The organism is Methylorubrum pseudosasae (assembly GCF_029504475.1).
Lineage (GTDB): Bacteria > Pseudomonadota > Alphaproteobacteria > Rhizobiales > Beijerinckiaceae > Methylobacterium > Methylobacterium extorquens.
Genome location: NZ_JAQGDU010000002.1, coordinates 2,226,932 through 2,252,405, shown reverse-complemented (window position 1 = coordinate 2,252,405; position 25,474 = coordinate 2,226,932). Strand labels below are relative to the sequence as shown.

Genomic DNA, 25,474 nt, shown 5'->3' with positions numbered 1-25,474 from the left:
GGTCGCGACGTCAGAACCGCGCCGGATCGAGCTCGAAGGTCGGCGGCAGCGCCTCGAACCACTCGCTGTAATAGGGGTCGCGCGGGATTGCCTCCGCCCAGCGCGCGCGGAAGCGGGCCTGCTCGTCCGCCGCGACGGTGCGGGCCCGGTTGCGGCTCTCGTAATGGTAGAGCTCGACCTCCGCGCAGTAGACGCTGCGCAGGCCCCGCTCCCACAGCCGCAGGCAGAGATCGACGTCGTTGTAGTTGACAGCGAATCCCTCGTCGAACCCCTGGATCGCCTCGAACTCGGCCCGCCGCACCATCACGCAGGCCCCCGTCACCGCGAGGTAGTTGCGGTTGCCCGCGGTCGAGAAGAAGTGGCCGGGGTCTTCCCGCGGGTAGGAGCGGCGGGGATGGTCGGGCGTCGCGTCGATCACCGTGACGCCGACATGCTGCAACTCGCCGGTGTCGAACAGGAGCTTGGGGCCGACCGCCCCGACGCCAGGGATCTGCAGAAGCGCCAGCATTGCCTCGATCCAGTCGGGGCTGATGATCTCGATGTCGTCGTTGAGGAAGACCAGCACTTCGCCCGTGGCGGCACGGGCCCCCAGATTCATCTTGGCGGCGACATTGAAGACCGGCTGGTCCCAGGTGACGGAGCGGGCATCGTAGCGCTCCAGCGCGTCTTTCGTCGTCGGCCGCAGGTCGCCGTTATCGACCGCCACGATCTCGATCGCCTCGTAGGTGGTCCGCTCGCGGATGCTGGCGAGGCAGGCGGCCAGGAGATCGACGGTGCGGCCGCGGACCTCGCTGTCGCGCCCGGCGGTGGGGATCACGATCGAGACCAGGGGCCGCTCCTTGAGCGGTCGGCGCAGGTGGAAGCTGCCGGCAAAGGCGGTGGGGCGCACGCTCGCGAGCCCGCCGGTGCGCCGCGCCCGGTCTTCGAGCGCCCGGACCGCGGCGGCGACCACGTAGCCCTTGTTGTCCATGGCCAGGGCGGTCGAGCCGGGGATCGCCCGCCAGTGGTAGAGCACCTCGGGCACGTGGTGCACGCAGGCTGCGTGCTCAGTGTAGCGCAGGACGAAATCGTAATCCTGCGCGCCCTCGCATTCCGCCCGGAAGGCGCCGATGCGGGCGACGATATCCATCCGGTAGAGCGCCAGATGGGCCGTGTACATGCAGGCCTCCAGCGTCTCGGGCGACCAATCCGGCTTGAAGAACGGCTCGTAGCGCTCGCCGCCCACCGTGATCTTGTCCTCGTCCGAGTAGAGGAAATCGATCTGCGGATCCGCGTTCAGCGCGGCGATGAAGGCATAGAACGCGTGCGGCGGGATCGCGTCGTCGTGGTCGATCAGGGTGAGCCAGTCGCCGGTGGCCAAGGCGAGCGCGTCGTTGCTCGCCGCGACGATGCCGCCGTTCTTCGATCGCCGATGCAGCCGCACCCGCGGCTCCTCCGCCACCAGCGCGTCCAGCATCGGCGCGATATGGGGCGCGCTCGACGCGTCGTCGCAGAGGCACAGCTCCCAATCGGGATAGGCCTGCGCCCGGATGCTCGCGATCGCCGCCTCCAGATAGGGTTTGGGCGTGTTGTAGACCGGCATGACGATGGAGATGCGCGGCCGCACCCGGAAGCCCGCGATCGCCGCCCGCATCGCCTCCGGGCTCGGCAGGGCCGTGCGCTCGATCGTCTCGATCCAGGCGGCGTAGGAGGCCGCCGCCGGGCGCGGCCGGGCGCTGTCCCAGAATGCCTGCCACAGGGCGGCGGGCGGGCGGCTGACGGCGAGGCGCGCGAGGCGCCCGAGCAGGGCCCCGCCCCCCCTCTCCTCTTCCGGCAGCCGCGCCAGCAACCGGCGGGCGACGGCGAGCGTCGCGGCGGGGCCGTGCAGCGGTTCGAGGGTCGCCCGCGAGAGCCGGAACCGCCCGCTTGCGGCGAGCGGATCGAGCCGCAGGCCCCGCACCCGGCGCGGCAGGAGGACGAGGTCGTCGATGCCCCCGTCCTCCCGTAATTCGAGCCGGACCGCCTCGTCCTCGCGAAAGCCCGAGCCGTCATCGACGTAGAGGAGCGGCACCGGCTTCGTGTGGCCCAGCCCTTCGAGGTCGGCGCGGATGCGCACCCAGCCCCCCGCGAGCCGGAACGGAAACAGCCGTCCGCCGCGGGGATGGGTCAGCCGGAATTGCGGATCGGAGCCGGTGGAGCGCCAGACGCCCTCCCCCTCCGGCTCGATCTGTCCCTTCGGTTCGATGCGGCACGCGATCATGGGGCAACGCGTTAGAGTGCATTCCGACGCAGTGGCAACCGGCTCGCCGCAAGAATACGCGTCGAAACAAAGATCGAGAGCCACCGGCCCGATGCAGTCAGGGTGGTGGCTTCAGCGCGGCGCGCAGTGAACCGCGAGCCAGATCGTCGGATTCTGCGTGCGTTCGACGCGATGCCGGCGATGCGCCGGGATCAGCAGGTGATCGCCCGCCGACAACAGACGCGGCGCGGGCTCGTCGGCGAAGCGGAGTTCGGCGCTGCCCTGAAGCACCGCGACCCACTCGTCCTCGTCCTGATCGTACCAGAAGCCCGGCGGGCTCGCTTGGCCCGTCGAGACGATGCGCTCGACCCGCAGGCCGGGACGCGTGAGCAGGGTCTCGAAGCGTTCTTCATCCGCATGCGCCGGCAAGCCGGCGAACAGGTTGGGACAGGGGATCATGTCGATGTCGCTCTCCCGGCCGACGAGGCGCCGCCGGACCCGGTCGGACACCGCGCGGCGTTCTTGCGCGTTGAAGCAGGGAAGGCCGCGCGTCCCGCGCCGCCGCAGCTTGCGACGGATCGATGCCCGAGACCAAACCCGCCCCGCTCCCCCCGGCCACCGAGGATGCCGGCCTGCCGACACCGCCGAGCCCCGGCCGCCTGCCGCCGCCGAACCTGCCGCCCTCGCCCTCCACGGATGACGGCGCGTCCGATGCCGGGACGGACGGCGCCGACACGGAGTGAGACGGTGCCGGATCGCGCCGAGGCTCGAACCCGGATGGTCGAGACGCAACTGGTCGCCCGCGGCATCCATGACGCGGCCGTCCTCGATGCGATGCGGGCCGTGCCGCGGGAGGCCTTCGTGCCGGACGCTCTGGCGGGGGAGGCCTACGACGACGGGCCGCTGCCGATCGGGGCGGGGCAGACGATCTCCCAGCCCTACATCGTCGCCCTGATGATCGAGGCGCTGTCCCTGCGGCCCGGCGACCGGGTGCTGGAGGTCGGCGCCGGCTGCGGCTACGCGGCGGCGGTGCTGGCGCGGATGGGCGCGCAGGTCTTCGCAATCGAGCGCCACGCGGCGTTGGGCGAGCCCGCCCGCGCGCGCCTCGCCGCACTCGGGCTCACGGTGTCGTTGCGCATCGGCGACGGCCATGCGGGCTGGCCGGAGGCCGCGCCCTTCGACGCGGTCCTCGTCTCTGCGGCGAGCTCCACGATCCCCGAGGCGTTGAAGGCCCAGCTCAAGCCTCGTGGCCGCCTCGTCATCCCGGTCGGCCCGCCCGGCGGGCAGACGCTGCTGCGGCTGACCCGGCGCGGGCGGGACCGGTTCGAGAGCTGCGATTTCGGCCCGGTCTCCTTCGTACCGCTGCTGCGGGGCGTGGGAACGGCGGACCCCGTGTGACGCGCGGCCTCTCCCGCCATGTTTGCACTGCGCGGAGGCGAGCGGGGTTTCCCTTCGAACCCGCGCATCGCGCGCCGATCGAAAACTGCGAAAAAATTCGAAGAAAGGGGAACCGGGGTCAGTTGGCCGCGTTACGCGCGTGCGAGGCCCAAATTGGGCTCGCTTATGGGGCGCCGGATGCAGGTGTCCGGCGGCCCTCGTCATCACGTTGCTCCAAGGAGGATGTGGTCATGAGGACCTTCGACTTTTCTCCCCTCTACCGGTCCACCGTCGGCTTCGACCGGTTGTTCTCCCTGCTCGACCAAGCCGAGACCTCGGCCGCGTGGCCGCCCTACGATATCGAGAAGGTGTCCGAGGATGCCTACCGCATCACCATGGCGGTCGCGGGCTTCGCGCAGGACGAGATCGAACTCACCCAGCACGACACCACGCTCCTCGTCACGGGCCAGAAGAAGGCCCAGGAGGGCGAGCGCCAGTATCTGCACCGGGGCATCGCCGGCCGCACGTTCCGCCAGAGCTTCAACCTGGCTCAGCATGTGCGGGTCACGGGGGCCAGCCTGGATAACGGCCTGCTCACGGTGGAACTGAAGCGTGAGGTGCCGGAGGCGTTCAAGCCGCGCCGGATCGCCATCTGCGGCACAGGGGCCGCGATCGGGCAGGACAACGGGTCGGCGGAGAAGACGCCGGCCCAGAAGGCGCCGGCTCAGGTCGAGGACCTGTCCAAGGCCGCCTGACCCTCGGCGCACACCACACACGAGCCAGCATCCCCGGAGGCTGCGCGCCTTCGGGGACCGCTTCCTTTTCGCACGAAAACCCCGTGCTTTCAGGGAGATGACCCGTGACGACGATGGACACGCATTCCGCCCATTCCGGCCCGATGAACCCGGCCGGCACCCCGGCCGCCTCGTTCGAGGCATGGCAGGCGCTCGTCGCCCCCGGCGACGTGTTCCGCCATCCGCGCGAGGTGCTGGCCCACCCGCTCCTGTCGCGTGCGGACAAGCGCGCGATCCTGGCTGCCTGGGCGTCCGATGCCTGCGCCCTCGAGAATGCGCCCGCTTTGCGCTGCCTTGCCGGCTGCAGGGCCGAGCCGGTGCCGGTCGATACCGTCCTCGCTGCGCTCGGCACGCTCGACCGGGGGCCTCCTTCGGCGAGCACGGCCTCTTCCGGTAGTCCGGCCTGGCCCTGGCGCCCGCGGCGCGCATCGAACCGGCACCGGTTTTTTCGCCCCGGTCGCCGGGACGATGACGACGATCCGCCGCCCTGCCCGGCGGCGGTGATGCCGCGCCCGCGCACACCCCCGAGCGCGGCGGCCCTGGCGGTCGCCATCCCGGCCTGACCGCGGGGCGACGTCCTGCCGGCTTCAAGCCCGAGCCCGGCGTCTTCCTGAGGAGGACGCCGTCACCGCCGCCCGAACAGCCGCTCGATATCGGCGAGTCCGAGGCTCACGAAGGTCGGGCGGCCGTGGTTGCACGAGCCGGAGAGCGGCGTCGCCTCCATCTCGCGCAGCAGGGCGTTCATCTCCTCGGGCTTGAGGCGGCGGCCGGCGCGGATCGAGCCGTGGCAGCTCATCCGCGAGAGGATCGCGTCGAGGCGCCGGCTCACCGGATCGGGATCGCCCGCGCCGGCCGGGCCACCCTCCTCGACGCCGCTGGCCGCCAGCGCGTCGAGCACGTCGAGCACGAGGCCCTTCACCGAGCCGCCCGCCAGCGCCGACGGCACCGAGCGCACCAGCACGGCGCCGGGGCCGAACGCCTCCAGGGTGAGGCCCAGCCGCTCCAGCTCGGGCGCGGCCTCGACGAGGCGGTCGGCCTCCTCGGGCGCCATCTCGACCACGTCGGGGATCAGGAGCCCCTGGGCGAGCACGCCGCCGCCGGCCCGCTCGCGCTTCAGCCGCTCGTAGACGAGCCGTTCGTGGGCGGCGTGCTGATCGACCAGCACGATGCCGTCGCGGGTCTGGGCGACGATGTAGGTCTCGTGGATCTGCGCGCGGGCGGCACCCAGCGGGTGGGTCTCGGGATGGGTCTCGGCCTCCGAGCCCGCCTCCGGATCGGGCCGCAGGTCGGCGCCGGGCGGGGCGAGGTCGGCGGAGAACAAAGCCTGCGGCGTCTCGGCAAAGCCTGGATGGTCCTCGGTGAAGGCCGGGCGCGGCGCCGGGCGGTAGCCTGCGGGCGCGGCCACCGAGGGGCCGGAGAACAGGCGGCTCGCCGGGCGGGGGTTCAGGGCGCTGGCAGTGGAGGCACCCGAATGCACGGCGAACCGGCCCACCCCCGCCGCCATCGGCGGGGCGCCCCCCACGCCGGCGCCGGCCCGCAGCGCGTCGAGGGCGGCCTGGGTGCCGGTGCTGGAAGACCGGGCGCCAGCCCGGCGCAAAGCCTCGTGGATCGCGCTGACGATCAGCGCCCGCACCAGACCCGGCTCGCGGAAACGCAGCTCGGTCTTGGCCGGATGCACGTTCACATCGACGAGGGCGGGATCGCAGGTGAGATGGAGCGCGAGCACCGGGTGGCGGTCGGAGCTCATGGTGTCGGCATAAGCCCCGCGCACGGCCCCGAGCAGGAGCCGGTCGCGCACCGGGCGCCCGTTGACGACGAAGTGGATGTGGCTCGCCGCCCCGCGGTGGAAGGTCGGCAGGCCGACATGGCCGGCAAGCGCGAAGCCCTCGCGCGCCATGTCGACGGGCACGGCATTGCCGGGGAAGTCGGGGCCGAGCACGGCCCCGAGCCGGCGCAGCAGGGCCGCCGGGCCCGGCTCGTTCTCGGCGGGAAACACGGTCGGGCTGCCGCTCTCGGTCCGCAGGGTGAAGCGGATCTGCGGTTGCGCCACCGCGAGCCGGCGCAGGATTTCGGAGACGGCGGCCGTCTCGGCCCGGTCGGTCTTCAGGAATTTCAGCCGGGCCGGGGTCGCGGCGAACAGCTCGGTGACCTCGATGCGGGTGCCGCGCGAGGCGGGCGCCGGGCGCACCGGCCCCTTGACGCCGGAGTCGAGGGTGAGGCTCACCCCCTCGCCGTCCGCGGTGCGCGAGGTGATCGTGAGCCGCGAGACCGCGCCGATCGAGGGCAGCGCCTCGCCGCGAAAGCCGAGCGAGCCGATCCGGGTCAGGTCGCCATCGGGCAGCTTCGAGGTCGCGTGGCGCTCGACCGCGAGCGCGAGGTCGTCGGGCCCCATGCCGATGCCGTCGTCGATGACGCGGATCAGGCGGCGCCCGCCGCCCTCGATCGCCACCTCGATGCTGCGCGCGCCGGCATCGATCGCGTTCTCGACCAGTTCCTTGACCGCCGAGGCCGGCCGCTCGACCACCTCGCCCGCGGCGATGCGATCGACCAGGATCGGGTCGAGGCGGCGCACATGCGCGGGCGGCGGGTCGCGAAGGTCGGGGGCGGCGGACATGGCCCGCGAAATATAGGCGGCCTGCCGCTCGCCCGATAGGCGCGCGGGCCCGGTATCCTCACCCCCTGTTCACCCCCGCGGCAGCATTCGGTCGCTGATGATACGGCGCTGGATCTCGCTGGTGCCCTCGAAGATCGTGGTGAGGCGCGCATCGCGCCAATAGCGCTCGACCCGCCGCTCGGTGGTGTAGCCGTTGCCGCCGTGGAGCTGCATCGCTTGGTTCGTCACCCGCACCGCCATCTCGGTGGCCAGCAGCTTTACCTGAGCCGATTCGCTCTCGGCGGGCAGGCCCTCGTCGAGGAGGTGGGCGACCTGTTGCCAGTAGGCGCGGGCCTGGGCCACCTCGGCGGCCATGTCGGCCAGCGCGAAGCGCAGGGCCTGGAACTGGCCGATCGGCTGGCCGAACTGCTCGCGCTCCTGAAGGTAGGCGGTGCAATCCTCCACCGCGGCGCGGGCCACGCCGACCGCACGGGCGGCGGTGTGGACGCGAGCGATGTTGAGGCCGCGCTGCACCGAGGCGAAGCCGCCGGAATCGGCATCCGCCCCCTCGTCGCCGTAGAGGCCGGTGAGCCGGTCGCGCTCGGGCACCCGCACGCCGTCGAGCTTGAGTTCGAAGGTGAGGAAGCCGTGATAGCCGATCTTGTCGATGACGGTGCCGGTCATGCCCTTCGGGAAGGTGCCGGGCTCCTTGACCACGAGGAAGGGCTCGAGGCCGGCCGAGCGCGGCTCGCCGGGCTCGGGGTCGCGCACGCGGGCCAGCACCTCGATGAAGTCGGCGCCTTGAGCGAAGCCGGCCCAGCGCTTGGTGCCGGTGAGCACCCATTCGTCGCCCTCGCGCACCGCGCGGGTCTGCACGCCGGCCAGATCCGAGCCGGCGGTGGGTTCGGAGAGTGCAATCGAGCCGATCCACTGCCCCTTGGCGGATTTGGCCAGCAGCGCCCGGCGGCTTTCGTCGTCGAGCGTCTGGGTGCCGAGGCCCTGGCCGCGGGCCAGGATCGAGCCGGTGGAGAGCCACGCCCGGGCGAGTTCTTCCGAGATCAGGCAGTACTCGAACACGCCGAGCCCCATCCCGCCATACTCGGCGGGGATGGTGATGCCGAACCAGCCTTTCTGCGCCATCGCGTCGATGAGCGAGCGGGGCATCTCGCCCTTCAGCGGGTCGAGTTCGTCGGCGAGCGGCAGGATCACGTCGCGGGCAAACGCCCGGGCCTCCTCCTGGAGCGCGGCGCGCCGGTCGGTGCGCCAGGGCGAGAGCAGCTCCGGCGGGCGCGGGGCCTTGAAGTCTGGCTTGGCCATGGTTCCTCCGCGTCTTTTTTGCCGTTGTTCGTCCGAGCCGAACGCTCAAGCTGGCAAAACGTTCGCGCGGGCCCCGCGGAAGGCCTGTGCGGGGCCGCCGCTCTTGCGCTGAAGCTCGCCCACCCCCAGAACGCCGCTCATGCTGCGCGTCAACGATCTCACCTACCGCATCGGCGAGCGGGTCATCCTCGATTCGGCGACCTTCGCGATTCCCGACCGGGCGCGGGTCGGGCTCGTGGGCCGCAACGGGGCGGGCAAGACCACCCTGTTCCGGGCGATCCTCGGCGAGTTGCCGACCGATGCCGGCGCGGTCTCGCTGCCCAAGGGCATGCGCATCGGCGCAGTGGCGCAGGAAGCGCCCGCCGGCCCCGAGACCCTGCACGAGGTCGTGCTCGCCGCCGACACCGAGCGCTCTCGGCTGATGCAGGAGGCGGAGCACGCCGACGGGTTGCGCCGGGCCGAGATCGAGACGCGGCTCGTGGATATCGGCGCCCATTCGGCCCCGGCCCGCGCCGCGGCGATCCTGCACGGCCTCGGTTTTGATGCGGCGGCGCAGGGCCGTCCCTGCTCGGACTTCTCCGGCGGTTGGCGGATGCGGGTGGCGCTCGCTGGCGGTGCTGTTCTCCGAGCCCGACCTGCTGCTTCTCGACGAGCCGACCAACTACCTCGATATCGAGGGCACGCTCTGGCTCTACGACTATCTCGAGAAATACCCCCGCACGGCCATCATCATCAGCCACGACCGGGAATTGCTCGACACATCCGTCGATCACATCCTGCATCTCGATCGGGGCAAGCTTACGATCTACCGCGGCGGCTATACCAGCTTTGCCCGCCAGCTCTCCGAGAAGCGGGTGCTTCAGGCGAAGGCGAAGGCCAAGCAGGAGGTCGAGCGGGCGCATCTGCAGAGCTTCATCGACCGCTTCAAGGCCAAGGCGACCAAGGCGCGCCAGGCCCAGTCGCGGATGAAGCGGCTCGCCAAGATGGAGCCCATCGCCGCACTCTTGGAAGACGACGTGCCGGTGATCCACCTGCCGAGCCCGGAAAAGCCGCTCTCGCCGCCGATCGTGGCGATGGAGCGCGTCCAGGCCGGCTACGGCGAGCGCATCGTGCTCTCGGGGCTCAACCTGTCACTGGCCCCCGACGACCGGGTGGCGCTCTTGGGCGCCAACGGCAACGGCAAGTCCACCTTCTGCAAGCTGATCGGCGGGCGGCTGCCCCCGCTCGCGGGCGAGATGCGGCGCTCCTCGAAGATGGAGGTCGCCTATTTCGCGCAGCACCAGCTCGACGAGCTGCGCCCGTCCGAGAGCGCGGTGGCGCATGTGCGCGACCGAATGCCCGACGCGCCCGAGGCCAAGGTGCGCTCGGCCGCCGCGCGGCTGGGCTTCCCGGCCTCGAAAGCCGACACGCCGGTGGAAAAACTCTCCGGCGGCGAGAAGGCACGGCTGCTGATGGGGCTCGCCGCCTTTGACGGGCCGCACCTGCTGATCCTCGACGAGCCGACCAACCACCTCGATATCGAGAGCCGGCAGGCTCTGGTGGAGGCGATCAACGACTACGAGGGGGCGGTGATCCTCGTCTCCCACGACCGCTTCCTGATCGAGGCCTGCGCCGACCGGCTCTGGATCGTCGGCGACGGCTCGGTGAAGTCCTTCGACGGCGACATGGACGATTACCGCCGTCTCGTTCTCGCCGGCCCGGAGCGGGTGGACACGTCCGGCGAGGGCACCGGGGGGCAGAAGGCCGAGGCGCGCCGCTCAGCGGTGGAGCGCCGCGCGGCTCTGGCGCCTCTGCGTAAGCGCCTCGACGGCATCGAGGCGCGCATGGCCAAGCTCTCGGCGGCGATCGAGAAGATCGACGCGGCTTTGGCCGACGGCACCGCCTTCCTCAAGGACGCGGCCAAGGCCGGCGACATCGCCCGCATGCGCGCGGAAGCCGCCGAGGCCCTGGCCAAGGCCGAGGAGGAGTGGCTGGAGGTGAGCGGCGAGATCGAGGCGGCGGCCTGAGGCCAGGCCGCGAACCTGTCCCAAGCCCGCCAGTTCGAGCGCGGCTTATGGGCAGGGCCATCGCTCCTCATGCTGAGATGCCGAGCGATCGCTCGGCCTCGAAGCCCCCCGGAACGGTCGATCCCCAGCGCGGCTCGATCGGGGAAGCGTCGCGGTGTACTTCGAGGCTGCTCGCGCAGCATGAGGAGCATCCAGAATGCCGGAACAAGCGGGGCAAACTGTCTCCCAGACGGGCTCGCGCGGCGCCTTGCGAACCGGCATCCGGTCCCTTCGCTCGGCTGCAAGCTTAACGGGAGGCCGCCGCGGCGTGAGCCGGGGGGGCCGGTGATCGGGGCAACGCCGGCCCCCGCCCCGCGTTGTCCGACGCGAGAGCGGAACGGAGAAATCATGCGCGGCACGAGCCATCCCGTGACACGAAAGAGCGGAAAGGCCCTCGCGCTGCTGCCGCTGGCGGCGGCCGGCGCCTGGATCGCCTGGAGCCATCTCGGGCTGAACCGGGCCGGCCCCCTGCCTCCGGCCCTGCCGGGGCGGCGCAGCACCCTGCGCACGCGGGCGGGCCGGGTGAACCTCTACGCCGCGGATGCGCAGGGCGGGCGGCCGCTGCTCCTGATCCACTCGGTCAACGCGGCGGCCAACGCCTACGAGGTCAAGCCGCTCTACGAGCATTACCGGGGCCACCGCCCGGTCTACGCGCTGGAACTGCCGGGCTTCGGCCACTCCGAGCGGGCCGACCGGATCTACACGCCCCGGCTGATGACCGACGCGATCCTCGATGCCGCTTCCGAGATCGCCGGCCGCCACGGCGGCGTGGCGCTCGACGCGACCGCGCTCTCGCTGCCGTGCGCCTATCTCGCCCGCGCCGCTTTGGAGCGGCCGGACCTGTTTTCGACGCTCGGCCTCATCAGCCCGACCGGCTTCGATGCCCGCCTTTCCGGGTACGGACCGGCGGACACCAACCGCGGCAAGCCGCTGGCCCGAGGGCTCGCCGCCTTCCCGCTCTGGGGCCGCCCGCTCTTCGACGCGCTGGTGAGCCGGCCCAGCATGCGCTTCTTCCTGGAAAAGACCTGGGGCAGCCGCGACATCGACGAGGGCCTGCTCGCCTACGACCAGCTCTCGGCCCACCAGCCGGGCGCCGAGCACGCGCCGTTCTCGTTCCTCTCCGGCTACCTGTTCCCCGACGACACCACGCGGGTCTACGAGGCTTTGCGCCTGCCGGTCTTCATGGTGCACGGGGCGCGGGGCGACTTCGTCGATTACCGCTATGTCGGCGAGGTGGCGGGCCGCCCGAACTGGACGATCCTGCGGCTGCCGACCGGTGCCTTCCCGCATTTCGAGAACCGGGCGGCGGTGACGAACGCCTACGACGCGTTCCTCGCCGCCCACCCTCAGCAGGGTCATACCAAATCCGGTTGATCCCTTCGGGATGGCGGATTTGGACGCCGCTCAGGCGCCGCGCGGGCTTGCTGATACGGTCTTCGCTTTGATCAAGCGAAACCGTATCAGCCCACGGCTTCGATCCGGTAGCGCAGCCAGACGGTGCCGTCGTCGAACGGCGCGCAGGCGGTGCGGGTGAGGCGGCGGCGCGAGCCCATGGAATCACCCTCCCCACCCTCGAAGTCGAACAGGGCCGGCGTGCCGAGCACGCCGTCGACGGCGGGCGCGAGCAGCAGGCTGAGTTCGTCCACGAGCCCGGCCTTCAGCATCGAGCCGTTGATGCGCCCGCCGCCCTCGACCAGCAGGCGCTCGATGCCGAACAGGCGCTTGAGCTTGGCGAGCGCCAGGGCGAAATCGACCTCGCGCTCGCCGGCGATGATGTAGGATTGGCCGCCGGCCTTCAGGCGGCGCAGGCGGTCGTCCGAGGCCTGTCCCGTCGTCAGCACGATGACGTGATCGCCCTCGATGTCGTTGCGTGCGCCCCAATCCATCGCGCCGCGGGCATCGAGCGCCACCGCGTAGCCGGACGCATCGGTGCGAGCGACGTGATCCTCGCGGGAGACAGGCTCCTCGGGCGGAACGGAGGCGAGCGGCTTGGCGCTGTCGGCATAGCCCTGCATCGTGATGCGCCCGCACATCCAGGCGTCTCCCTGCAGCTGCTTGTGGACCTCCTCGTAGTGCGAATCCGCGTCGATGGTGGTCCAGCGCCGGACCTTGATGCGCCCATCGACCGAGGTGGTCATGTGGCACAGGACGTAGGGGCGCTCCGCTAGATCGGCCATGGCGTCAGGGTTCCTGCTCTCGATTGTGGAGGCGGAACTAGACCGGCCGCCTGACTGGGCCAGGGTGCGCTGCCGCGGCGACGCGCCGCCGCCTTGGCCGCGGGCGCCCGCGCCGGATAGGCTGGTGCCGACGGATCGGGAGGCGAGGATGGCGACCTACACCGCGGATGTCCGCTGGGCGCTGGCGGCGGGCGAGGACTTTTCCGCCGGGCGCTACAGCCGCGGCCACACCGTGCGCTTCGACGGTGGCGTCGAACTCGCGGGCTCGGCCTCGCCGCACGTCGTTGGCAAGTGGGCGGTGGCGGCGGCGGTCGATCCCGAGGAGATGCTGGTGGCGGCCCTCTCGACCTGCCACATGCTGAGCTTCCTCCACGTCGCGAGGCTCGCCGGATTCGTCGCGCAGGCCTACCGTGATCACGCTGAGGGCAGCATGGAGGAAATCGCGCCCGGCCGGCAGGCGGTGACGCGGGTGGTGCTGCATCCGCGCATCGAGTGGGCCGGCGAAGCCCCGGATGCGGAGCGGCTCGCCGCGCTCCACCATGAGGCGCACGAGACCTGCTTCATCGCCAATTCCGTGCGGACCGAGGTGACGGTCGCCTGAAGGCGCGCTTGGCGAAACCGGCCCCGCCGGTGCATGTCCTCGACAACGCGATCCTTCGAGGACATCCGGATGACCGACCTGACGCTCGCCGCCGCCCAGACCCTTGTGGCGACCGCCCTGAAGACCGCCCGCGAACGGAATCTCAAGCCGCTGGCGGTGGTCGTCTACGACGCCCGCGGCGCCCTCAAATGTCTTGCGGCCGAGGACGGCACCTCGCTGCGCCGCGCGGAAGTGGCCCGCGGCAAGGCCAACGGCGCGCTGGCGCTCGGCCTGGGCTCCCGGGCGATCGCCAAGCGGGCCGAGGAGCAGCCGCATTTCGTGGCCGCGGTGAGCCACCTCGTCGGCCCGGACGCTCTGGTGCCGGTGCCCGGCGGCGTGCTGATCCGCGATGCCGACGGCCGCCTGCTCGGCGCGGTCGGCGTCTCCGGCGACACCTCCGACAATGACGAGATCTGCGCGCTCGCCGGCATCGAGGCGGCGGGGCTGAAGGGGGAAACGGGGGCTTGAGCGCCTGACGGCCGTGGTTGAAGGCGCGCACCGCTTGTCCCCTCTCCCCGACCGAAGTCGGGCTTGCCCGACTTCGGCGACCGCTGATCGGATCCCGGGCAAGCCCGGGATCAGGCGGGGAGAGGCCCGCAGGCACCTTGACGTGCCTGCGGGAAGCGTAGGCGCAGCCGGAGCGAAGGTGAGGGGGTGTTTCCGGATTAGGCTCCTTCGGCACCGTCCCCTCACCCTCAGCTGCCGCCTCGTCGCGCCGACGACCCAAGTCGGGCCTGCCCGACTTGGGCAACGTGAATCAGAACTCGGGAACACCCGAGTTCTGTGGTCGTCGCGACCCTCTCCCCGCAAGCGGGGCGAGGGGATGGGGCGGAAGCCCTTTCGCTTGTCTGGAGGCCTTCGGCGCCGCGCTCATCGCCGGAGCGTCGGGTGAGCCTATGAGCCTCCCCCGCCGCACCCTCCTCCAGACCGGCGCGGCGCTTGCTGCCGGGCTCGCCCTCCCCGCTCCCGCGCGGGCGGCCTCCCCCGTCTATCGCCGCGGCAACGACGCCGACCCGGAGACGCTCGATCCGCACAAAACCTCGACGGTGGCCGAGGCGCATCTCCTGCGCGACCTGTTCGAGGGACTGCTGACCTACGACAACCGCGGCACGATCATCCCTGGCATGGCCGAGCGTTGGACCGTCTCCGACGACCGCCTGACCTACCGCTTCATCCTGCGGCCCGACGGGCGCTGGTCGAACGGTGATGCCGTGACGGCGGACGATTTCCTGTTCTCCCTGCGCCGCATCCTCGATCCGAAGACGGCGGCGAAATACGCCGAGGTGCTGTTCCCGATCCGGGGAGCGGCCGCCGTCAATGCGGGCGAGCAGCCGCCGGAGACGCTGGGGGTGACGGCCCCCGATCCCCGCACCCTGGAGATCGGGCTCGCCGAGCCGGTGCCCTACCTGCTCGAACTCCTGACCCACCAGACCTCGCTGCCGGTCCACCGCCCCTCGCTGGAGCGCTGGGGCGACGCCTTCGCGCGGCCCGGCAACCTCGTCTCGAACGGCCCCTACGCCCTAGTCGATTGGGTGCCGAACGACCGCATCACCCTGACGAAAAACCCGCATTACCGCGACGCCGCCGCGATCCCGATCGAGCGGGTCGACGTCATCCCGACCCCCGACCTCGCCGCGGCGGTGCGGCGCTATGCGGCCGGCGAGATCGACTCCCTCTCCGACCTGCCCGCCGATCAGATCGCCTCGCTGAAACAGCGCTTCGGCCCCCAGGTGCAGCTCGGGCCGGGGCTCGGCCTGCTCGCCATCGCCTTCAACCTGCGAAAGAAACCCTTCGACGACGCGCGGGTGCGCCGCGCCTTGTCGCTGGCCATCGACCGGGAATTTCTGGCCGAGATCGTGTGGGGGCAGACCATGGCCCCGGCCTATTCGTTCTGCCCGCCGGGCCTCGACAACGCCCTGCCGCCCCCGCTCCTGCCGGGGCGCGAGGATGGGCCGATCGATCGCGAGGAGGAGGCGTTGCGGCTGCTGGCGCAAGCCGGCTACGGGCCGGGCAACCCGCTCACGGTCGAGTATCGCTTCAACGTCACCGACAACAACCGCAACACCGCGATCGCGCTCGCGGATGCGTGGCGCGGCATCGGCGTCGTGACCCGCTTCGTCTCCACCGACGCCAAGACCCACTTCGCCTATCTCCGCGACGGCGGCCCCTTCGACCTCGCCCGGATGTCCTGGGTCGCCGACTATTCCGACCCGCAGAACTTCCTGTTTCTGCTCCGCACCGGCAATGACGGCTTCAATGCCGGGCGCTGGTCGAACGCGCGCTTTGACGAACTGCTGACGCGGGCGGCGCAGGAGCGCGACGTGCCGGCCCGCGCCCGCATGCTGTTCGACGCCGAAACCATCGTGCTCGACGAACTGCCCTGGGTGCCGCTGCTGCATTACCGCTCGAAGGCGCTCGTCTCGCCGCGGCTGCACGGGATGCACCCGAACATCCGCAACGTCGCCCCCACCCGCTATCTCCGGCTCGATCCATGATCCCGCTGATCCTGCGCCGGATCGCCCAGAGCCTGCCGACCCTGTTCCTGGTGGTGGCGGGCAGCTTCTTCCTGATCCGGTTGGCGCCGGGCGGCCCGTTCGATCTGGAGCGGCCGCTGCCGCCGGCGGCGATGGAGAACCTGCGCCGGGTCTACGGCCTCGACCAGCCGCTGATCGTGCAGTTCGGGCGCTATCTCCTGAGCCTCCTGCGAGGCGATCTCGGCCCCTCCTTCACCTTTCGCGATCTCACCGTCACCGACCTGTTCGCCCGCGGCCTGCCCGTCTCCGTGACGCTCGGTGGCCTCGCGCTTGTCCTGGCGCTGGGCCTCGGCCTCGCGCTTGGGAGCCTCGCCGCCTTCAACCGCAATGGGGCCGCCGACCGGCTGGTCGGGCTCGCCGCCTCGCTCGGGCTTGCGGTGCCGAATTTCGTCACGGCCCCCCTGCTCCAGATCGTGTTCGGCCTCGGCCTCGCTTGGCTCCCCGTCGGCGGATGGGCGGACGGCGCGCCGCAAAACCTGGTCCTGCCGGTGCTCACCCTCGCCTTGCCCCACGCGGCCGGCATCGCCCGGCTCACCCGCGCCTCGCTCGGCGAGGTGCTGATCCAGCCGCATATCCGCACGCAGCGCGCCATGGGGCTGTCGCGCGCCCGCATCGCCCGGCACGCGCTGCGCGGAGCGCTGCTTCCGGTCGTGGCCACACTGGGGCCGCTGGCGGCGGGGCTGATGACCGGCTCTGTGGTGGTCGAGACCATCTTCGGCCTGCCCGGCATCGGCCGCTACTTCGTCGAGGGGGCGCTCAACCGCGACTACACCCTGGTGATGGGCACGGTGATTCTGGTGGCGGTGATGGTGATCGTCTTCAACCTGATCGCCGACCTTATCGCCGCCGCCCTCGACCCGCGCGTGAGGCTGTCGGCATGAGCCTGGCGCTCGCTCGCCGCCTCGCCCGCGACCGCCCGGCGCTTGTGGCCCTTGCGAGCCTCGTGCTGATCGCCCTGGCCTGCTTCGTCGGCCCGCAACTCACCGGGCACCCGCCCGAGCGGATCTATCCGGATTTCGTCCGGGTCGCGCCGAGCCTTGCCGCCCACCCGCTTCCCGACGCGGTGCGGCCGGCCCTCACGCGCCTCGCCTTCCGGATGCGGCTGACGCTGGAAGACGTAGCGCAGGACGGCGACGGGGTTCGCATGACGCTGACGGCGCCAAAACCCATCGACGCGCGCTCCCTCCGCCTGCTGCCCCGCTCCGGCCTGTTCGGCGAGGCTCGGGTGCTGGAGCGGTCCGCGGATGGACGCCGGCTCGTGGTCGAGGCGCCGCTCCGACGGCTGACTTTCCTCCTCGGCACCGATGCGCTCGGGCGCGATCTCCTCAGCCGCTGCCTCGCGGCAGGGCAGGTCTCCCTGCTGATCGGGCTGACCGCGGCGCTCGCCGCGCTCCTCATCGGCGTCGCCTACGGCGCGGTCTCCGGCATGGCCGGGGGTACGGTCGATGCGCTGATGATGCGCCTCCTCGACATCCTCTACGCCCTGCCCTTCGTCTTCTTCGTCATCATGCTGCTGGTGTTCTTCCGTGCCGGCCTGTGGCTGGTGCTGGTGGCGGTGGCCGCGGTCGAGTGGCTCGACATGGCCCGCATCGTCCGCACCCAGACCCTGAGCCTGAAGGACCGCGACTTCGTCCGCGCGGCCTCGGCGCTCGGGGCGGGCACGGGTAGGATTCTCGTCCGCCACATCGTGCCGAATACGCTCGGATCGATCATCGCGGCGGCGACCCTGCTGGTGCCGCGGGTGATCCTCCTGGAAAGCTTCCTGTCGTTCCTCGGTCTCGGCGTGCAGGAGCCCGACACCTCCTGGGGCGTGCTGATCGCAGAAGGCGCCCGCGCGCTCGAATCCGCGCCGTGGATGCTGGCCGCGCCCGCTTGCTTCCTCGTGGTCACCCTGGTGGCCCTGAACCGGCTCGGCGACGGCCTCGGCGAAGCGCTCGACCCGCGGCTGTCCGCCGCCGAGGCTCGCTGAACCCGCCTCAGCGAGCCTCGGCCGGCAGATAGCCCTGGTAGACGATGCGCACCGTGCGCCGCTCGCCGGGCATCTCCGAGACGGGAATAGCCTTCGATCCGCGCAAGGTAGGGGCGGGCTCGATCGGGCCGGGCTCTGCCGCAGCCGGAGCGGGCGGCGCCTTGGGGCGCAGCGCCCAGCGCTCGGCTCCGCCGGCGCTCGCCAGCGTGGAGACCGCGAGGACGGCCCCCATGGAGGCCAGCCCGGCGGCCAGCGGCGGAAGCAAGGATTTGACGGAAAGCTGCGCGAAAAAATTCATAGCGGGTGGCCCGGCGAACGGGGACATTCCGCAACCTGAAGCGTTTCCGAACGCCAATATGCCCTGCCCTCGGTCCGCCGCCGGGTAGGACTTGCGAACAATTTTGCCGAGTCAGGGTAAACGGAGGGTCCATGACGAGCCGAGCGGAAGGTCAGGCCGGGGCCGCGGCGCCTGAGCGCGTCGCCACCGGCACGATCGTCGACACCGACATCGCCGCCCGGCTCGACCGCCTGCCCTTCGGCCGCTTCCACACCCTCGTCATCGTCGCGCTCGGCATCACCTGGGTGCTCGACGGGCTCGAAGTGACCTTGGCCGGTGCCCTCGTCGGCGCGCTGCGCAAGGCGCCGATGTCCTTCACCGAGTTCGATGTCGGCTTGGCGGCCAGCTCCTACCTCGTCGGCGCGGTCGTCGGCGCCGTCGGCTTCGGCTGGCTGACCGACCGGATCGGGCGCAAGAAGCTGTTCTTCATCACGCTGTTTCTCTACCTCATCGCCACCGCGGCCACGGGCCTGTCGTGGAATATCTGGAGCTTCTGCCTGTTCCGCTTCCTCACGGGAGCCGGGATCGGCGGCGAGTACACCGCGATCAACTCGACCATCCAAGAGCTGATCCCGGCCCGGGTGCGCGGCTGGACCGACCTCGTCATCAACGGCTCGTTCTGGATCGGCGCCGCGCTCGGCTCGTTCCTGTCGATCGCGCTCCTGCGCCCCGAATGGATCGATCCGTCCTATGGCTGGCGCATCGCCTTCTTCGTCGGCGGCGGCATCGGCCTCGTCATCCTGCTCCTGCGCACCTGGATCCCCGAGAGCCCGCGCTGGCTCGTCACCCATGGCTACGCCGCGGAGGCGGACCGGGTGGTGACGGGTATCGAGAAGCGCTTCACGGATGACGGCATCACCCTGCCCCCGCCCGACCCGTCGCGCCGCCTCAAGCTCAAGGTCCGCAGCCACACCCCGCTCGCGGAGGTCGCCAATGCCCTGTTCGTGACGAACCGGCGCCAGACCATGGTCGGCCTCGCGCTGATGATTGCCCAGGCCTTCTTCTACAACGCGCTGTTCTTCACCTACGCGCTGGTGCTGGAGCGCTTCTACAACGTGCCCGGCGGCGATGTCGGCTGGTATCTCCTGCCCTTCGCGCTCGGCTCCTTCCTCGGCCCGCTGCTGCTCGGCCGGCTGTTCGACACCGTGGGCCGGCGCCCGATGATCGCCTTCACCTACGGCATCTCGGCGGTGCTGCTCGTCGTGGTCGGCCTCGTCTTCCGCGCCGACATGCTCGGCCCCTGGGGTCAGACCGCAGCCTGGATGGCCGTGTTCTTCTTCGCCTCCGCCGCGGCGAGCTCCGCCTACCTCACGGTGGCCGAGACCTTCCCGCTGGAGATTCGCGCGCTCGCGATCGCCGCCTTCTACGCCCTCGGCACCGGAATCGGCGGCGTCTCGGGGCCGCTCCTGTTCGGTGCGCTGGTGGAGACGGGCTCGCGCGACCTCGTGCTGGTCGGCTACTTCATCGGTGCGGCCCTGATGGCGGTGGCCGCCATCGTCGGCTGGATCTGGGGCACGGCGGCCGAGGGCAAGTCGCTGGAGGACGTGTCGAAGCCGCTGGCCGCGGCGTAAGGGATGTTACTGGTCAATCCCGCTCACTGCGCATCCCCTCGCCCCGCTCGCGGGGAGAGGGCTTTACCGACCTCGTCGTCGGTCAAGCGAGGCGGCAGCCGAAGGTGAGGGGGCGGTGCCGGAAGGTGCTCCTTCTGAGCCGCCCCCTCACCGTCGCTCCGGCTTCGCCTCCGCTTCCTGTCCGCACGACAAGGTGCAGACAGGCCTCTCCCCGCGTGCGGGGAGAGGGGGGAGCGCGGCGGGCTACGAGCCGATCGACCCCTTGAGGCTCAGGTCGGCCCGGAGCGTGGTGTCAAACCCTTCCGACGCAGCCAGATCGCCGAGGCCACCGCCAGGGCGTCGAGCGGGAGGGTCACCGCGCCCTGGCGCTTGCCCCACAGTTCCAGCCCGCCGAAGCCGACGCGGCGGATCTCCAGCCACGCACCGAACGGGAACACCGTCTGGTTGCCCTCGCCGGGGCCGAAGCACTCCTCGAAGGCCAGCGGATCGACCATGATCGCGTCGTACTTGGCGAGGTGGCTGGCGATCGCGACCTTCGAGCGGAATGGGCCGCGGTCGCGGCGGAACGAGGCGAAGCAGGGCTCGAACTCGGTGAGCGTCACCCAGAGCTTGCCGCCGATGCGCAGGTAGGGTGGGTTCGGACCCTCAACGCCAAAGTTCTCCGGGCCCCAGCCCGCTTCGCTCATCAGGGATTCGGCGAGCGTCACCGGCTCGGCCGTTGGGGCCGCGGGTGGCCGCTCGTCCAGGACCCCCGAGGGGTCGGCGGGCAGGCCGGTTTCAGTCAGTCCGGCTTCGACCAAGCCGCCAGGGTTCGAGCTGCTCGGGTGAGAGCCGCTCTCGGTCACGCCACCGTGGATCATGCCACGTCCTCGCGCCTGCCGCCGCTCCGTAGGAGCGACCGGCACGCATTATCCCGCATCTGGTGCGGGCGAGCGAGAAATTTTTTTCACAAACAGCACTGCGCGCGTGACGCAGGCGCCCGACCGACGAGCGAATCGATCACGCCTCGTCGTCGTCCTCGTCGATGCGGCTCATGCCCTTGAGCTTGGCGAAGACCGCATCGGCGTTGAGATCTTCTTCCTCTTCCTCGCGCTCCGCGGCGGCCGGGGCGGTCGAGACCTCGGTCGGCAGGAGCTTGGCGCCGCCATCGGTCGGCAGCACGGCGGGACGGTCCTTGGCGGCGCGCTGCACCTCGAAATCGAGGTCGATCTGCGAGCACAGGCCGAGCGTCACCGGGTCCATCGGCTGGAGCGAGGCCGAGTTCCAGTGGGTCCGCTCGCGGATCTGCTGGATCGTCGCCTTGGTGGTGCCCACCAGCCGGATGACCTGCGCGTCCTTCAGCTCCGGGTGGTTGCGGATCAGCCAGAGGATCGCATTCGGCCGGTCCTGACGGCGCGACAGCGGGGTGTAGCGCGGGCCCTTGGTGGTGCGCTTGACCTCGGGCAGCTTCACCTTCGAGACCGCGACCTTGAGCCGGTAATGGGGCGCCTTCTGCGCCTTCTCGATCTCGTCGCGGGTGAGCTGGCCGGTGGTGATCGGGTCGAGGCCCTTGATGCCGGCGGCGACTTCACCGTCGGCGATGCCCTTCACCTCGAGCGGGTGCAGCTTGCAGAAATCGGCGATCTGCTCGAAGGCGAGCGAGGTGTTCTCGACGAGCCACACGGCGGTCGCCTTGGGCATCAGCGGACCTTGGGACATCGGACAAAGCTCCAGACGGTCAGAGTGCGCGGCAGGGAAACGGGCGGGATGCCGGAATGGCTTCCCCGCGGCCTCCGGCCCTGTCAGGCCCGAAGGATCCCATGTCGCGATGAATGAGGGGATCGCCTCTTATACAGGCGGGACCGGTCGTTGCGCAATTGCGTTGAGCGCCCTCGCGCGACGGCGCGTCAGGTCTCTGCGATGCGAACGGCGCCGCGCCGGGCGAGCGTTTCAGGACGGCGTTCCTGGCACAGCCTCGAGCTGGGCGCTCACCCTGCTGCTTGGATCGTCCCCTTGGCGCCCTTCCAGGACCGGGCGCAACGGCGCGACCTCGGCGGCGACATGGTCCATGAAGGCGCGCACCCGCGCCGCGTGGCGCAGGTCCGGGTGGGTCAGGAGCCAGAGCGAACCGGCCAGCTCCGGCTCCGGCCCTGAAAGGCGTCTCAGCGATGCGAGCCGGTCGCCGCGGTAGCAGGGCAGCGGCCCGATGCCGACGCCCTCCACGATCGCCTCGCACAGCCCCTGCACGCTGTTGAGGCGCAGCGCGATCCGCCCCGGCCCGGCGCGGGCGGCGACGAAGCGCGCGAAGAGGCCGCCGGCCACCGCCTCGCTCGGGCTGACCCAGTCGGCGTCGCCGCCATCTGTCTCGCCGTCCGCATCCTCGCGCGCAGGCCCGTAGACCGCCCAGGCGATGGTGCCGAGCCGGCGCCCGACGAGGTTCGGCGGTGGGTCGTGGGTGGCCCGCAACGCCACGTCCGCATCGCGGCGGGACAGGTTCAGCGCCTCTTCGGAGGTGACGAGTTCGATCTGGACTTGTCGGTAGCGCGCCCGGAATCGGCCGAGGATCGGCATCAGGAAATCGGTGACCAGTGTCGCCGCGGCGGTGACGCGCAGAAGCCCCGAGGGCGTCTGCGCCCGGTCGGCGACCTCCCGGTCGAAGCGGGCGACCTCCTCCTCCATCCGCGCGGCCGCCGCGGCCATCGCCTCACCCGCCGGCGTCGGCACGTAGCCCGAGCGGTGACGCTCGAACAGGCGCGCCCCGAGTTCCGCCTCGACTGCTGCGAGGCGGCGGAAGGCGGTGGAAGGGTTGATGCCGAGATGCGCCGCGGCCGGAGCCAACGCGCCCCGGTCGGCGATGGCCTGCACGAGGCGGAATTCGTCCCAGGCCATCGGCACCGCGCCCTCCCCCGTCTCTCGCTTGCAGATCTGCAAGAATGATCTTGCACGTCAGGGCATTTCTGCAAACAGCGCGAACCTTCATAGGAGTCGCGCATTCGACGCTCGGGCCGATACGAGCGCGTCGCCTCCGCCCGAGGGCGGAAAGCCCATTCCGGGGCGATGCGCCGGGCCCGCGAACAGGAGAGACGACGATGGCGAAGGTTCTGGTGCTCTACTACTCGTCGTGGGGCCATGTGGAGCAGATGGCCAAGGCCGTGGCCGAGGGCGCCCGCGAGACCGGGGCCGAGGTCGCGCTCAAGCGCGTGCCGGAACTGGTGCCGGACGAGGTCGCCAAGCAGTTCCACTACAAGCTCGACCAGGAGGCGCCGATCGCCACCGTCGAGGAACTGGCCGATTACGACGCGATCATCTTCGGCACGCCGACCCGCTACGGCAACATGGCGTCGCAGATGAAGCAGTTCATCGACCAGACCGGCGGCCTGTGGGCCAAGGGCGCCCTGGTCGGCAAGGTCGGCTCGGCCTTCACCTCGACCGCCTCGCAGCACGGCGGCCAGGAGACCACGCTGACGAGCTTCCACACGGTGCTGTTCCACCACGGCATGGTGGTGGTGGGCCTGCCCTACAGCTTCGCGGGGCAGAACGGCGTCGAGCAAGTGAAGGGCAATTCCCCCTACGGCGCCACCACGATCGCCGACGGCGACGGCTCGCGCCAGCCCTCCGAGGTCGAACTCGACGGTGCCCGCTTCCAGGGCCGCCACGTGGCCGGGATCGCGGCCAAGCTCGCGGGCTGAGGCGCGGATTTCTCCTCTCCCCGCTTGCGGGGAGAGGGGATGAACGGGACTGCTCGTGAGCCCTACTGCGCCGCCGCGACGTCCTTCTGCCCGATGGCCGCGAGTACGATCCCCTCGGTGAGGATCTGCGGCAGCACCTGCGCCTCGCCCTGGCCGCGATAGACGAGGTAGAGCGGCACGCCGCTGCGGCCGTGGCGCTCCAACAGGCGGGTGATCTCCGGGTTCTGGTTGGTCCAGTCGCCCTTCAGGTACACCACTTGGCCCCCCCGGAACGCTGCCTGCACGCCCTCGCGGGCCAGCACCGTGCGCTCGTTGACCTGGCAGGTGATGCACCACGCCGCCGTCATGTCCACGAACACCGTGCGACCCTCCGCCCTCAGCGCGTCGAGACGGGCCTGCGTGAAGGCCTCCTCGCCCTGTGCCAAAGCGGTGCGCGCCGTGGCTCGGTCGCCATCGAGGACGGCGACGAGGCCGAGCGCCGCCGCGAGCGCCGCGACGGCCGCCACCCGGCCAAAGCCGGTGCCGAGCCGGCCCGCCCCGCGCGCCCGTTCCCAGGCCCAGGCGGCGAGCGCCACGAGGACGAGGCCGGTGAGCCCCGCGAGCAGCCCGTTGGGTCCGACCTGCTGCGCCAGCACCCAGACGAGCCACGCCACCGTGGCGTAGACGGGAAAGGCGAGCGCCCCCTTCAACACGTCCATCCAGGCGCCGGGCCGCGGCAGCAGGCGCAGCGCCTGCGGGACCAGCGTCAGGCCAAGGAACGGCAGGGCGAGCCCGAGGCCGAGGCTCGCGAACACGGTGAGCGCGGCGAGCGGCGACTGCGTCAGCGCGAAGCCCACCGCCGCGCCCATGAACGGCGCGGTGCAGGGCGTCGCGACCAGCGTCGCCAGCACGCCGGTGAAGAACGAGCCCTGGTAGCCCGCCCGCCGGGTCAGCCCGTCGCCGAGCCCGACGATGCCGCCGCCGAGATGCACCGCGCCCGACAGGCTCAGGCCCATGGCGAACAGCCCGTAGGCCAGCAGCGCCACCACCACTGGCGACTGGAGTTGGAAGCCCCAGCCGATCCCGGCGCCGCCCGCCTTCAGCGCGATCAGCAGCCCGGCCAACCCGAGGAAGCTCGCGAGCACGCCCGCCGTGTAGGCGAGCCCGTGCAGCCGCACGCGGGTGGCGGATTCGCCCGCCTGCCGCACGAGGCTCAGCACCTTGATCGAAAGGACCGGGAAGACGCAGGGCATCAGGTTGAGCAGGAGGCCGCCGACGAGCGCCAGGCCCGCGGCGCTCCACAGGGTCAGGCTCTCCTCTTCCGCCGGGGCGGGCGGCGTCTCGGGCGCGGCGGGAACGGTCGCGGCCGCCGTCGGCGCGGGGGCGGGTTCCGGGCCCAGCGCGTAGGCCTTGCGCGTGCCGTCCTCGGTGAGGGCGAGCACGCCGGCGAGCGCTTCGGGCGGCTGCCCCGCATCGCCCGGCGTCAGGGTGAGGCGCAGGCCGGCGGCATCGACGGCGAGATCCTGCGGCGCGGCGTTGTCGAGCGCGCCCTCGGCATAGGGGAAGAAGGCGGCTCCGGTCACACCCGCGAGGCCCGGCCGGTCGAGATGCAGCACGAGCCGGTCGCCCACGCGGGTCGTGCGGACGGAGCCGGGCGCGGCTTCGGCAAGGGCTTCAGGAAGGGCGGCACGGGCGCGGGCGAACAGGGCCGCCTGCCCCGAATCCGGCTCCGCGGAGGCCGCCACGGGCAAGTCGAGGCTCAGCTCCGCCGAGCCCGGAATGCAGATCTCCTGGCAGACGAGGTAGGAGAGCGTGCCGGAGAGCCGCACCGTCTCGCCGGCTCGGGCGCTCTCGGGCACGGCGAGCGGCACGAGCAGGGTGACGGCGCCCTCGTAGCCGAAATTCATCAGGGTCTGGACCGGAATGCGCTCCGGGACCGGCCATTGCACCGGGCCGACCGTGAAGCCCTCGGGCAGACGCCACGCCATCTCCGGCGGCAGCCCGGAATCGCCAGGATTGCGCCAGTAGACGTGCCAGCCCGGCTTCATCGCCATGTGCAGGCCGAGCGTCACCGAGCGGCCGGGCACCAGCGCCTCGCTCTCGGCGACAAGGCGCGCGCGCACGAGATCCTTGGCCTTCACCGCCGTCATCGCCCCCTGCGCGCCGGCAAGGCCCGGAGCGGCAAGCGTCAGGAGGAGGGCGAGGAGGAGACGAAGCATCGATCTGTTTTCCGAGCGGCCCGGTGCCCCTCCCCG

22 protein-coding genes and 1 pseudogene are annotated in these 25,474 nt (G+C 71.3%); 13 read left to right on the top strand and 10 right to left on the bottom strand.

Features of this window, described 5'->3' with window-relative positions; all coding sequences use genetic code 11:
* Positions 1 to 10: 10 nt before the first annotated feature.
* Both M2437_RS11485 and M2437_RS11480 read right to left on the bottom strand, forming a co-directional pair.
* Positions 11 to 2,239 (bottom strand): glycosyltransferase family 2 protein, encoded by a 2,229-nt coding sequence (locus M2437_RS11485; protein WP_253387477.1) that lies wholly within the window; start codon positions 2,237 to 2,239, stop codon positions 11 to 13.
* A 111-nt stretch (positions 2,240 to 2,350) separates the two neighbouring features.
* Positions 2,351 to 2,728: a cupin domain-containing protein gene (locus M2437_RS11480; RefSeq protein ID WP_080515582.1), complete on the bottom strand. Its 378-nt coding sequence runs from the start codon at positions 2,726 to 2,728 to the stop codon at positions 2,351 to 2,353.
* A gap of 71 nt (positions 2,729 to 2,799) precedes the next feature.
* On the opposite strand from M2437_RS11480, the gene M2437_RS11475 reads away from it, so the two are divergent.
* The 4 genes from M2437_RS11475 to M2437_RS11460 all read left to right on the top strand — a co-directional run bounded on the left by M2437_RS11475 (position 2,800) and on the right by M2437_RS11460 (position 4,952).
* Positions 2,800 to 2,961: a hypothetical protein gene (locus M2437_RS11475; RefSeq protein ID WP_193763136.1), complete on the top strand. Its 162-nt coding sequence runs from the start codon at positions 2,800 to 2,802 to the stop codon at positions 2,959 to 2,961.
* Positions 2,930 to 3,616 carry a protein-L-isoaspartate(D-aspartate) O-methyltransferase gene (locus M2437_RS11470; RefSeq protein ID WP_277570290.1) on the top strand — a complete coding sequence of 229 codons (687 nt, stop codon included), beginning with the start codon at positions 2,930 to 2,932 and terminating at the stop codon, positions 3,614 to 3,616. Before M2437_RS11475 ends, M2437_RS11470 begins: the two co-directional genes overlap by 32 nt.
* Positions 3,617 to 3,846: 230 nt before the next feature.
* Positions 3,847 to 4,350, top strand: a complete 504-nt coding sequence (locus M2437_RS11465; RefSeq protein WP_253387476.1) for an Hsp20 family protein — start codon at positions 3,847 to 3,849, stop codon at positions 4,348 to 4,350.
* Between the two features lie 104 nt (positions 4,351 to 4,454).
* The gene (locus tag M2437_RS11460; protein WP_253387475.1) at positions 4,455 to 4,952 is read left to right on the top strand and encodes a hypothetical protein; all 498 of its coding nucleotides are present in this window, start codon (positions 4,455 to 4,457) and stop codon (positions 4,950 to 4,952) included.
* 62 nt (positions 4,953 to 5,014) lie between these two features.
* On the opposite strand, the gene mutL is transcribed toward M2437_RS11460, so the two are convergent.
* Both mutL and M2437_RS11450 read right to left on the bottom strand, forming a co-directional pair.
* The gene (gene mutL / locus M2437_RS11455) at positions 5,015 to 7,003 is read right to left on the bottom strand and encodes a DNA mismatch repair endonuclease MutL (RefSeq protein ID WP_253387474.1); all 1,989 of its coding nucleotides are present in this window, start codon (positions 7,001 to 7,003) and stop codon (positions 5,015 to 5,017) included.
* A 69-nt stretch (positions 7,004 to 7,072) separates the two neighbouring features.
* Positions 7,073 to 8,299, bottom strand: coding sequence for an acyl-CoA dehydrogenase family protein (locus tag M2437_RS11450; RefSeq protein ID WP_253387473.1), 1,227 nt, complete (start codon positions 8,297 to 8,299; stop codon positions 7,073 to 7,075).
* 139 nt (positions 8,300 to 8,438) lie between these two features.
* On the opposite strand from M2437_RS11450, the pseudogene M2437_RS11445 reads away from it, so the two are divergent.
* Both M2437_RS11445 and M2437_RS11440 read left to right on the top strand, forming a co-directional pair.
* Positions 8,439 to 10,305 (top strand): annotated as a pseudogene (locus M2437_RS11445) (ABC-F family ATP-binding cassette domain-containing protein).
* A gap of 387 nt (positions 10,306 to 10,692) precedes the next feature.
* Complete coding sequence (locus M2437_RS11440; RefSeq protein WP_253387472.1) at positions 10,693 to 11,718, top strand: alpha/beta hydrolase; 1,026 nt, start codon at positions 10,693 to 10,695, stop codon at positions 11,716 to 11,718.
* Between the two features lie 86 nt (positions 11,719 to 11,804).
* Here the strand turns inward: M2437_RS11440 and M2437_RS11435 are convergent, their stop codons facing one another.
* Entirely contained in the window at positions 11,805 to 12,521 is a 717-nt protein-coding gene (locus M2437_RS11435; RefSeq protein WP_253387471.1) for a dihydrofolate reductase family protein, read from the bottom strand.
* Between the two features lie 148 nt (positions 12,522 to 12,669).
* On the opposite strand from M2437_RS11435, the gene M2437_RS11430 reads away from it, so the two are divergent.
* The 5 genes from M2437_RS11430 to M2437_RS11410 all read left to right on the top strand — a co-directional run bounded on the left by M2437_RS11430 (position 12,670) and on the right by M2437_RS11410 (position 17,664).
* A complete protein-coding gene (locus tag M2437_RS11430) occupies positions 12,670 to 13,122 on the top strand; it encodes an OsmC family protein (protein WP_015952419.1) in 453 nt (150 codons plus the stop codon).
* A gap of 69 nt (positions 13,123 to 13,191) precedes the next feature.
* On the top strand, positions 13,192 to 13,629 hold the full coding sequence (locus M2437_RS11425; protein ID WP_015952420.1) for a GlcG/HbpS family heme-binding protein: 438 nt from the start codon (positions 13,192 to 13,194) through the stop codon (positions 13,627 to 13,629).
* 428 nt (positions 13,630 to 14,057) lie between these two features.
* Positions 14,058 to 15,656, top strand: coding sequence for a peptide ABC transporter substrate-binding protein (locus tag M2437_RS11420; RefSeq protein ID WP_253387470.1), 1,599 nt, complete (start codon positions 14,058 to 14,060; stop codon positions 15,654 to 15,656).
* Positions 15,653 to 16,576, top strand: coding sequence for an ABC transporter permease (locus M2437_RS11415; protein WP_253387469.1), 924 nt, complete (start codon positions 15,653 to 15,655; stop codon positions 16,574 to 16,576). The genes M2437_RS11420 and M2437_RS11415 overlap by 4 nt, the downstream gene beginning before the upstream one ends.
* Positions 16,573 to 17,664 (top strand): ABC transporter permease, encoded by a 1,092-nt coding sequence (locus M2437_RS11410; RefSeq protein WP_253387468.1) that lies wholly within the window; start codon positions 16,573 to 16,575, stop codon positions 17,662 to 17,664. Before M2437_RS11415 ends, M2437_RS11410 begins: the two co-directional genes overlap by 4 nt.
* Positions 17,665 to 17,671: 7 nt before the next feature.
* Here M2437_RS11410 and M2437_RS11405 read toward each other — a convergent pair whose 3' ends face one another.
* Entirely contained in the window at positions 17,672 to 17,929 is a 258-nt protein-coding gene (locus M2437_RS11405) for a hypothetical protein (RefSeq protein ID WP_499006729.1), read from the bottom strand.
* 164 nt (positions 17,930 to 18,093) lie between these two features.
* Between M2437_RS11405 and M2437_RS11400 the strand changes: the two genes are divergently transcribed.
* Complete coding sequence (locus M2437_RS11400; RefSeq protein WP_015824364.1) at positions 18,094 to 19,572, top strand: MFS transporter; 1,479 nt, start codon at positions 18,094 to 18,096, stop codon at positions 19,570 to 19,572.
* A 269-nt stretch (positions 19,573 to 19,841) separates the two neighbouring features.
* On the opposite strand, the gene M2437_RS11395 is transcribed toward M2437_RS11400, so the two are convergent.
* From M2437_RS11395 to M2437_RS11385, 3 genes are all read right to left on the bottom strand, one after another.
* Positions 19,842 to 20,432 (bottom strand): hypothetical protein, encoded by a 591-nt coding sequence (locus M2437_RS11395; protein WP_253387467.1) that lies wholly within the window; start codon positions 20,430 to 20,432, stop codon positions 19,842 to 19,844.
* A 139-nt stretch (positions 20,433 to 20,571) separates the two neighbouring features.
* Positions 20,572 to 21,270, bottom strand: coding sequence for a DUF1013 domain-containing protein (locus M2437_RS11390; RefSeq protein ID WP_012255389.1), 699 nt, complete (start codon positions 21,268 to 21,270; stop codon positions 20,572 to 20,574).
* A gap of 231 nt (positions 21,271 to 21,501) precedes the next feature.
* Positions 21,502 to 22,440 (bottom strand): LysR family transcriptional regulator, encoded by a 939-nt coding sequence (locus M2437_RS11385; RefSeq protein ID WP_253389616.1) that lies wholly within the window; start codon positions 22,438 to 22,440, stop codon positions 21,502 to 21,504.
* Between the two features lie 200 nt (positions 22,441 to 22,640).
* Here M2437_RS11385 and wrbA point away from each other — a divergent pair, with 200 nt between their 5' ends.
* Positions 22,641 to 23,240, top strand: a complete 600-nt coding sequence (wrbA, locus tag M2437_RS11380; protein ID WP_003607417.1) for an NAD(P)H:quinone oxidoreductase — start codon at positions 22,641 to 22,643, stop codon at positions 23,238 to 23,240.
* A gap of 62 nt (positions 23,241 to 23,302) precedes the next feature.
* Here the strand turns inward: wrbA and M2437_RS11375 are convergent, their stop codons facing one another.
* Positions 23,303 to 25,438 carry a protein-disulfide reductase DsbD family protein gene (locus M2437_RS11375; protein WP_253387466.1) on the bottom strand — a complete coding sequence of 712 codons (2,136 nt, stop codon included), beginning with the start codon at positions 25,436 to 25,438 and terminating at the stop codon, positions 23,303 to 23,305.
* Positions 25,439 to 25,474: the final 36 nt, after the last annotated feature.